This is a genomic window from Anaerolineae bacterium (assembly GCA_014360855.1).
Classification (GTDB): domain Bacteria; phylum Chloroflexota; class Anaerolineae; order JACIWP01; family JACIWP01; genus JACIWP01.
In genome coordinates this window covers 1-7,614 of sequence record JACIWP010000154.1, presented here as the reverse complement: position 1 = coordinate 7,614, position 7,614 = coordinate 1, and the positions used below count along the sequence as shown (strand labels likewise).

Sequence of the window (7,614 nt, the reverse complement as noted above, 5' to 3'; positions counted from 1 at the left end):
GCATCTCGCCGGCGGTGCGGATGATGAGGTCCGGGTCCGGCAAGCCGGCGGTGTACAGGTATGAGCTGACCACCTCTTCTGTCACCTGTTCCGGCGTCAGGCCATCCGCCATCATGCGGCGGATGGCATGGACGATCTCCTGCCGGCCGCCGTAATTCAGCGCCACGTTGAGGATGATGCGGTCGTTGTCCTTCGTCTGCTCGATGGCAGAGCGCATCTTGTTCTGCAGATGCTCGGGGATGCGCTCCAGACTGCCGATATGGCGGATCTGTACCCCCTGGGCCTTGAGGCGCTTTGTCTCCCGGTCAATGACCTCGCTGAACAGGCGCATCAGGTGATCCACTTCTTCCTGCGGGCGCGACCAGTTTTCCGTCGAGAACGCATACAGGGTCAGGATTTTCACACCGAAGTCGACGCAGGCCTCCAGGATGCGCCGGATGTTTTCGGTGCCGGCGCGGTGGCCGGCGACGCGCGGCAAGCCGTGCGCTTTGGCCCAGCGCCCGTTGCCATCCATGATGATGGCCACATGGGTGGGCACACGCGTCAGGGGTTCATATCCTTCTGTCGCCATAGTTCAGGCTCCTTCTCTTTCGGGCAGGCCGGCGAAGAAAAAGGGCGAGGAGATCGCCTGGCGCGAGCCCTCGCCTCACCGGGTTACTTGAGATGCATTCCGAGGAAGCCGACCGGCTAAATCTCCAGGATTTCCTTTTCCTTTAGCTTGCCCAGCTCGTCAATGCGGGCGATGAACTGGTCCGTCAGCTCCTGGACCTTGTCCCGCCCCTTATGGAAGTCGTCCTCGGAGATGATCTTCTCCTTTTCCAGCTCGCGCAGGTCGTCAATGGCACTGCGGCGGATGTTGCGCACCGCCACGCGCGCCTCTTCCACCCGCTTGTTGACGATCTTGACCAGCTCCTGCCGGCGCTCCTCGTTCAACCGCGGGATGACCAGTCGGATGATCTTGCCGTCGTTGTTCGGCGTCAACCCCAGGTCCGACTTCAGGATAGCCTTCTCGATGGCGGAGAGAATGCTGGCATCCCACGGCCGAATGGTCAACAGCCGCGGCTCCGGCACCGAGATCGTGGCGAGCTGGTTCAGCGGGGTCGGAGTGCCGTAATAATCCACTTTGATGCGCTCCACCAGCGCCGGGCTGGCGCGCCCGGTGCGCAGCGCGCGCAGGTCTGCCTGAAGCGCCTCCACCGCTTTTTCCATTTTCTCGGTTGCTTCGGCTAATACTTCTTCGATCATGGGCGCCTCCTTCCTTACCGCGTTACTCGCGGTCCTGCGGCTAGCCGCGACAGATGATGGTGCCCACCGGCTCGCCCAAGACCACTTTCTCCAGGGTGTTCGGCTTCCAGAGATTCACCACCACGATGGGCAGGTCATTGTCCATGCACAGCGAGATGGCGGTGCTGTCCAGCACCCCCACGCGCATGTTCAGCGCCTCGATGTAGCTCAGGCGGTCGAACTTTTTGGCGTTGGGATTGATCATCGGGTCTTCGGCATATACGCCGTCCACTTTGGTGGCCTTGACCAGCACCTCGGCGTTGATCTCCATACCGCGCAGAGCGGCGGCGGTGTCTGTGGTGAAGTAGGGGTTGCCGGTGCCGGCCCCAAGGATGACCACCCGCCCCTTCTCCAGATGGCGGATGGCGCGCAGGCGGATGTACGGTTCAGCGATGGCTTTCATCTCGATGGCCGTCTGCACACGGGTGACCACGCCGGCGCGCTCCAGAGCGTCCTGCAGGGCCAGGGCGTTCATCACCGTGGCCAGCATGCCCATATGGTCGGCGGTCGCCCGCTCCATGCCGTGGGCCAGGCCGTCCTTGCCGCGCCAGAGGTTGCCGGCGCCCAGCACGATGGCGATCTCCACCTCATGGGCCTCTTTGACATGCTTGATCATCTGTGCCACTTCATCGGCCCGATGAGGGTCAATGCCAAAGCCACTTGGGCCGGCAAGGGACTCACCGCCCAACTTCAGAATGATCCTGCGGTACTTCACATTGCTCATACACACAACCTTTATGCAAGATGGGACTGGCCTGCATAAGCAGGCCAGTCATACCGTACTGAATTGGGGGGATTATTCTCCCACCGAAAAGCGCACGAAGCGCCGGACGACGATGTTCTCCCCCATCTTGGCGATGGCCTGGGTGATAAGCTCGCCCACGGTGATGTTGCCATCTTTGATAAAGGGCTGGTTCAGGAGGCAGGCTTCCTCATAGAACTTCTGAAGCTTGCCCTCGACAATCTTTTCGATGACCTCCGCCGGCTTGCCCGAATCGGCGAGCTGGGCGCGGTAGATCGCCTTCTCCCGCTCCAGCACCTCGGGCGGAATGTCCTCCGGCCGGATGTACTGCGGGCTGGCGGCCACAACCTGCATCGCCAGGTCATGCGCCAACTGCTGGAACTCGGGCGTGCGGGCGACGAAATCCGTCTCGCAGTTCAGCTCGACGAGCGCCGCCACGCGGGCACCGGTGTGCACGTAATGCCCGATAATGCCCTCGTGCGCCTCGCGGTCGGCCTTTTTGGCGGCCTTGGCCACGCCCTTCTCGCGCAGGATTTCCACGGCCTTATTCAGATCGCCGCCGGCCTCTTCCAGCGCCTTGCGGCACTCCAGGATGCCGGCACCGGTCATTGCACGCAGTTGCTTGATGTCTTCGGTCGAAACAGTCACGGTAGTATATCCTCCTGCAGTGGCAGTATTATTCTTCCTCTTCCTCTTTCTCTTCCTCGCCCTCATCCTCGTCATCCGCCAGCTCGGCGGCGGGGATGTCCTCGTCCTCCCACTCCTCGTCTTCGCCCTCGTCCTCGGACTCGGACTCGCCGCCGAACTCGCCGGCCTTCACCCGGGCCAACAAATCAGGCGCCAGATAGCGCTCATCCCCTTCCGCCTCCGGGATTTCCTCAATCTCTTCCTCTTCCTCGGCCTCCGCCTGCAGGGTAGCCCGCAGGTTCTGGCCCTCGATCACCGCGTCCGCGATCTTGCCGACGATGAGCTTGATGGCGCGGATGGCATCGTCGTTGGAGGGGATGCAGATATCAATCGGGTCTGGGTCGCTGTTGGTATCCACCATCGCGATGATGGGGATGCCCAGACGATTGGCTTCTTTGACCGCCAGCTCCTCTCGGGTGGTGTCGGTGATAAAGACGATGTCGGGCAGGCGGTGCATATCGCGCAGGCCGCCCAGCCGGCGCTGAAGCTTGGCGATGAGCCGCTGTTTGGACAGGGCTTCTTTCTTGGTCAGCCGGCTGAACTCGCCGCTGGCCAACTGCTGTTCCATCTCGATGAGCTTGTCAATCCGCCGGCGGATGGTGACCCAGTTCGTCAGGGTGCCGCCCAGCCAGCGCTCATTGACATAGGGCATGCCGCAGCGCTTGGCCTGCTCCTCGATGGTCTCCTGGGCCTGGCGCTTGGTGCCAACGAAGAGCACGATGCCCCCTTTGCTCACGGTATCGCGCACCAGCGCATAGGCCTTTTCCAACTGTGCGACGGTCTGCTGCAGGTCAATGATGTGGATGCCGTTGCGCTCCGTGAAGATGTACGACTTCATCTTCGGATTCCAACGGCGGGTGCGGTGTCCGAAGTGGACGCCGGCTTCGAGCAGTGCTTTCATTGTGACGATAGCCATTTGTTTCTGTTCCTCCTGATGGTCGTTGTACGTCCGCCCAACATCCGCCTGCCCGGGGACCGCCTGACAGAACAATGTCGGGCACATCATTGTGTCCGACCATACGCCGTCAGCCGGCACGACCCAAACAGTCCGATGGGCGTGCGTGATAAAACTGCATGCGGCAAGTATATCACAGGGGACATATTCGGGCAAATTTTACCGACACTTGCGCGCCTTGCCGGCCCATGCTACAATATAGTTTAATTCGGCATCGGCTGCGCGATGCGGAGCACGAATAGGGGCGGAACATGATGATCAAGACTGAGGCGGTATGGACCCACGAGCCGGCGGCCTGGCAGTGGGACGAGAAGGGCCGGCTGACCGCGCAGGCCCGGCCGCAGACCCACTTCTGGCGCAAGACTCGGAGCGGCTTTATCTCCGAGAACGGCCATCTCTACGCCGTCCAGGTGCGCGGCGACTTCATCGCCCAGGTGCGCGTCAGCGGCCGATTTGAAAGCCCATATGACCAGGCCGGCTTGATGGTCGTGGCCGATGCGGCCACCTGGCTGCGCGCCGGCCTGGAATACATCGAGGGTATCTGCTATCTGACCAGCGTGCTGACCCTCGACTTCTCCGATTGGGCGATCAGCCGGCCCGTCGATAAGAACAGCATCTGGCTGCGTATGGAGCGCGATCGCGACGCAGTAGTCGTGTCCGCTTCCTTAGATGGCAAGCATTATTTCCCCGTGCGGGAATGCCATCTCTCCGATGCGCTGGCTCTGGAGGTCGGCCCTTACTTGGCCTCCCCCATGGGCCGCGGCTTCAGCGCCTCGTTCGAGGAGCTGGAAATTATCCAGCCGCGCCAGCCGCATCCCTGACGCCGGCCGCCCCTTCGCCGCTCTCTTTCGAACAGGCCGCACCCTGCCCCGCCCCGCCGGTGTTATCATTTTCAGGTAACCTGCCGGCCTTATATGTTCACCTCCCCGTCCGGTATGGGCCTGGAGGAGCAACAATCACCATGAAAGATACACCCTTGTACGGCGGCATCGAGGCCGGCGGCACCAAATTCGTCTGCGCCGTCGGCAGCGGCCCGGACGACATCCGGGCAGAAGAGCGCTTCCCGACCACCTTTCCGGAAGAGACCATCCGCCGCGCCATCGCCTTCTTCCGCCAGTGGCAGGATGCCGGCGGGCCGGCGCTCTCGGCCATCGGCATCGCCTCCTTTGGGCCGCTGGACGCGGACCCGACATCTCCCACCTTCGGCTACATCACCATACCGCCCAAGCCCGGCTGGGCCAACACCGATTTCGCCGGCGCGGTCCGGCGCGCCCTGGGCCTGCCGGTGGCGTTCGATACTGATGTGAACGCCGCCGCGCTGGCCGAATGGCGGTGGGGCGCCGGCCAGGGTCTGCATACCCTGGTCTATCTGACGATCGGCACCGGCATTGGGGGCGGCGCTGTGGTGCACGGCCGCCTACTGCACGGCCTGGCCCATCCCGAAATGGGGCATATGCGCATCCCCCATGACCGCCGGCGCGATCCCTTCCCCGGCACCTGCCCCTTTCACGGCGACTGTTGGGAGGGGTTGGCCGCCGGCCCCGCCCTGGAGGCGCGCTGGGGCCGGCCGGCGGAAACCCTGCCCGCCGACCATCCCGCCTGGGAGCTGGAGGCGGAATATCTCGCCCTGGGCCTCATGAACCTGGTGTATGCGCTGGCCCCCCAACGGATGATCCTGGGCGGCGGAGTCATGGAGCAGTCCCATCTTTTTCCCCGCATCCGTCAGCGACTGCTCCAGCTTCTCAACGGCTACACGGCCAGCCCAATGCTCCTACAGGATATCGAGCGCTATATCGTGCCGCCGGCGCTGGGCACACGCGCCGGCGTCCTGGGCGCCATCGCCCTGGCCCAACAAGCTTTGTATGCCGGAGGGGAATGATGCCCCAACAGCCTTTCCTCGACCAGGTCGCCATCGTCACCGGTGCTTCGAGCGGTATCGGCCGCGCTACAGCGCTGGCGCTGGCGCAGTGCGGCGCCCACATCGCCCTGGCCGCCCGCTCCGCGGATAAGCTGGAGGAGACGGCGGAGGCCGTGCGCCGGCTGGGGCGCCAGGCGCTGGTCATCCCGACGGACGTCCGCCGGCGCGAGGACGTCGCCCGCCTGGCGCGTCAGACACTGGAGACATGGGGACAGATCGACATCTTGGTCGCCAACGCCGGCGCCTATATCCGCACACCGGTGCCGGCCATGCGCGTGGAGCACTTCGAGGAATCCCTCCAGGTCAACTTTTACGGCGCGCTCTATCTCGTCGTCGAGGCCCTGCCGGCCATGCTGGAGCGCCGGCGGGGGCATATTGTGCTGATCAGCTCCATGGACGCGCAGAAGGGCATGCCGCTCGACGCGCCGTACGTGGCCGCCAAGTATGCCCTGCGCGGTCTGGGAGAGGTGATGCGGCAGGAACTGCGCCCGTACGGGATATTCGTCACCACGGTCTTTCCGGGACGGGTGGACACCCCGCTGATTGACTACCTGGATGTCCCACGCATCTCGGCCAAAATCCCGCCGGCGCAGGTCGCCCACGCCGTCGTGCGGGCTATCCGCCGGCGTCAGCCCGAGGTCATTGTCCCGCGCTACGCCAAGGCGCTGGTATATCTCAACACCCTCTCCCCGCGATTGGGAGATTGGCTGGTGCGGGTCTTCCATTTCGAGGGCTGGGACAGGCGCACCAGGCCTGACACGCAAGGACAGTAATTTCCGCAAGGAAAGGATCGCTCATCCATGGAACAGTACCGCACGGACGCTTTCATCGCACGTCCACTACACTCTTGGCTGTACCCGCTCAAGGTCGCCTATGTCCCTGGGCCGGCCCATCCCCTGCTGGAACGCGTCGTCCGCGGCTTGCTGGAGCGCTTCCGCCAGCGCGGCCACTATGTGCTGGAGGAGCCGGCCCCGGATACTGAAGTGCTTCTCACCACCGCCCGTTTCGAGGAACCGCTGAGCTGGCGCCAGGCGCTGTTATTCACTGCACGCCGGCGCTTCCGGCTTCAGCGCACCCCAACCTTGTTCACGCTGGTGCACATCCTGCCGGACGCCTTTCAGCGGGCCATGGAGCGACTGCGCCGGACACTGGCGCGGCCTGCCCCGGAGCCGGCCGACTTTCATTTCGCCGGCCTGGCCCCGCAGGCCTGTCAGGTGCTGTACGAACAGGGCAAGCGCGCCGGCCCCATCCTGGCCCTGGAACGGGTCGTGCAGGCCCAGGCCAAGAGCATCCGTTCCGTGCTGGTGGTCGGCGATGAAAAGGTCGAAGAGGCATATGTCTTTGACCTGGCCGGCGCACACCCCCGCCTGAGCGGAGCGGACTTCTCCGCCTTCTGCGATGAGCTGGCGCTGCGCATGGCCACCTACGCCTGTACCCACGAGGTCACCGAACATCAGATCATCGGCGAACCTATCCCGCGGGAGATATGGGATGAGCTGAGGACGCCGGCCGCCATGGCCCGCGCCGCGCGCGAGCTGGGCCGGCGCAGTTTCTTCACCGATATGGTGCGCATCAGCGACCTGGTGGAAGTGCCGTACATCGAGGACGCCGTAGCGCGCCAGTACAGCGAGGGATGCTTCGCCACATGGGAGCCGGCGCTGAACGCCCTCATCACCACCATCACCGGCAGTGCCCGCCCCATCAATAAAGACGAAATCACCGAGAACGACCTGGCGGTCATCGTTGGACTGCGGCCGGACGGCCGCGGCGCCCTGGTGCGCGAGGTGGCCGGCAAGGAGAACTCCCCGCCCTCCTCCGAAGCGGTCGAGCTGTTGTTGATGGACCGGGACTTGCCCCGCATCCGGCTGGGCCCCGAGTGGGGCGATTGGGAGGAAGTGCCGGTGGCCCGCTCCAAACTGCACGGCCATCGCGGCGTGGCGGCGTTCGACCCGGCAGTAGTAGAGTTTGTCCCGCTGGATGAGGCCTACTACTATTTCCCGGTCTCCTGCGCCACGCAGGCCCAGGCCG

At 64.1% G+C, this 7,614-nt stretch carries 9 protein-coding genes; 4 read left to right on the top strand and 5 right to left on the bottom strand.

Going from position 1 to position 7,614, the window contains the following annotated elements:
* From uppS to rpsB, 5 genes are all read right to left on the bottom strand, one after another.
* Nucleotides 1–571, bottom strand: a 571-nt coding sequence (gene uppS, locus H5T60_09290; GenBank protein ID MBC7242624.1) for a di-trans,poly-cis-decaprenylcistransferase, incomplete at its 3' end; no start/stop codon positions are given.
* Nucleotides 572–687: 116 nt separating this feature from the next.
* Entirely contained in the window at nucleotides 688–1,245 is a 558-nt protein-coding gene (gene frr / locus H5T60_09285; protein ID MBC7242623.1) for a ribosome recycling factor, read from the bottom strand.
* Between the two features lie 40 nt (nucleotides 1,246–1,285).
* Nucleotides 1,286–2,008, bottom strand: coding sequence for a UMP kinase (locus H5T60_09280; GenBank protein MBC7242622.1), 723 nt, complete (start codon nucleotides 2,006–2,008; stop codon nucleotides 1,286–1,288).
* 72 nt (nucleotides 2,009–2,080) lie between these two features.
* Entirely contained in the window at nucleotides 2,081–2,674 is a 594-nt protein-coding gene (gene tsf, locus H5T60_09275; protein ID MBC7242621.1) for a translation elongation factor Ts, read from the bottom strand.
* Nucleotides 2,675–2,702: 28 nt separating this feature from the next.
* The gene (gene rpsB, locus H5T60_09270; GenBank protein MBC7242620.1) at nucleotides 2,703–3,629 is read right to left on the bottom strand and encodes a 30S ribosomal protein S2; all 927 of its coding nucleotides are present in this window, start codon (nucleotides 3,627–3,629) and stop codon (nucleotides 2,703–2,705) included.
* A gap of 290 nt (nucleotides 3,630–3,919) precedes the next feature.
* Here rpsB and H5T60_09265 point away from each other — a divergent pair, with 290 nt between their 5' ends.
* From H5T60_09265 to H5T60_09250, 4 genes are all read left to right on the top strand, one after another.
* Complete coding sequence (locus H5T60_09265) at nucleotides 3,920–4,489, top strand: DUF1349 domain-containing protein (protein ID MBC7242619.1); 570 nt, start codon at nucleotides 3,920–3,922, stop codon at nucleotides 4,487–4,489.
* 155 nt (nucleotides 4,490–4,644) lie between these two features.
* Nucleotides 4,645–5,547 carry an ROK family protein gene (locus tag H5T60_09260; protein ID MBC7242618.1) on the top strand — a complete coding sequence of 301 codons (903 nt, stop codon included), beginning with the start codon at nucleotides 4,645–4,647 and terminating at the stop codon, nucleotides 5,545–5,547.
* Nucleotides 5,547–6,359 (top strand): SDR family NAD(P)-dependent oxidoreductase, encoded by an 813-nt coding sequence (locus tag H5T60_09255; GenBank protein ID MBC7242617.1) that lies wholly within the window; start codon nucleotides 5,547–5,549, stop codon nucleotides 6,357–6,359. Before H5T60_09260 ends, H5T60_09255 begins: the two co-directional genes overlap by 1 nt.
* Nucleotides 6,360–6,386: 27 nt before the next feature.
* Nucleotides 6,387–7,614: hypothetical protein (locus H5T60_09250; GenBank protein MBC7242616.1), on the top strand; the 1,228-nt coding region annotated here is incomplete at its 3' end.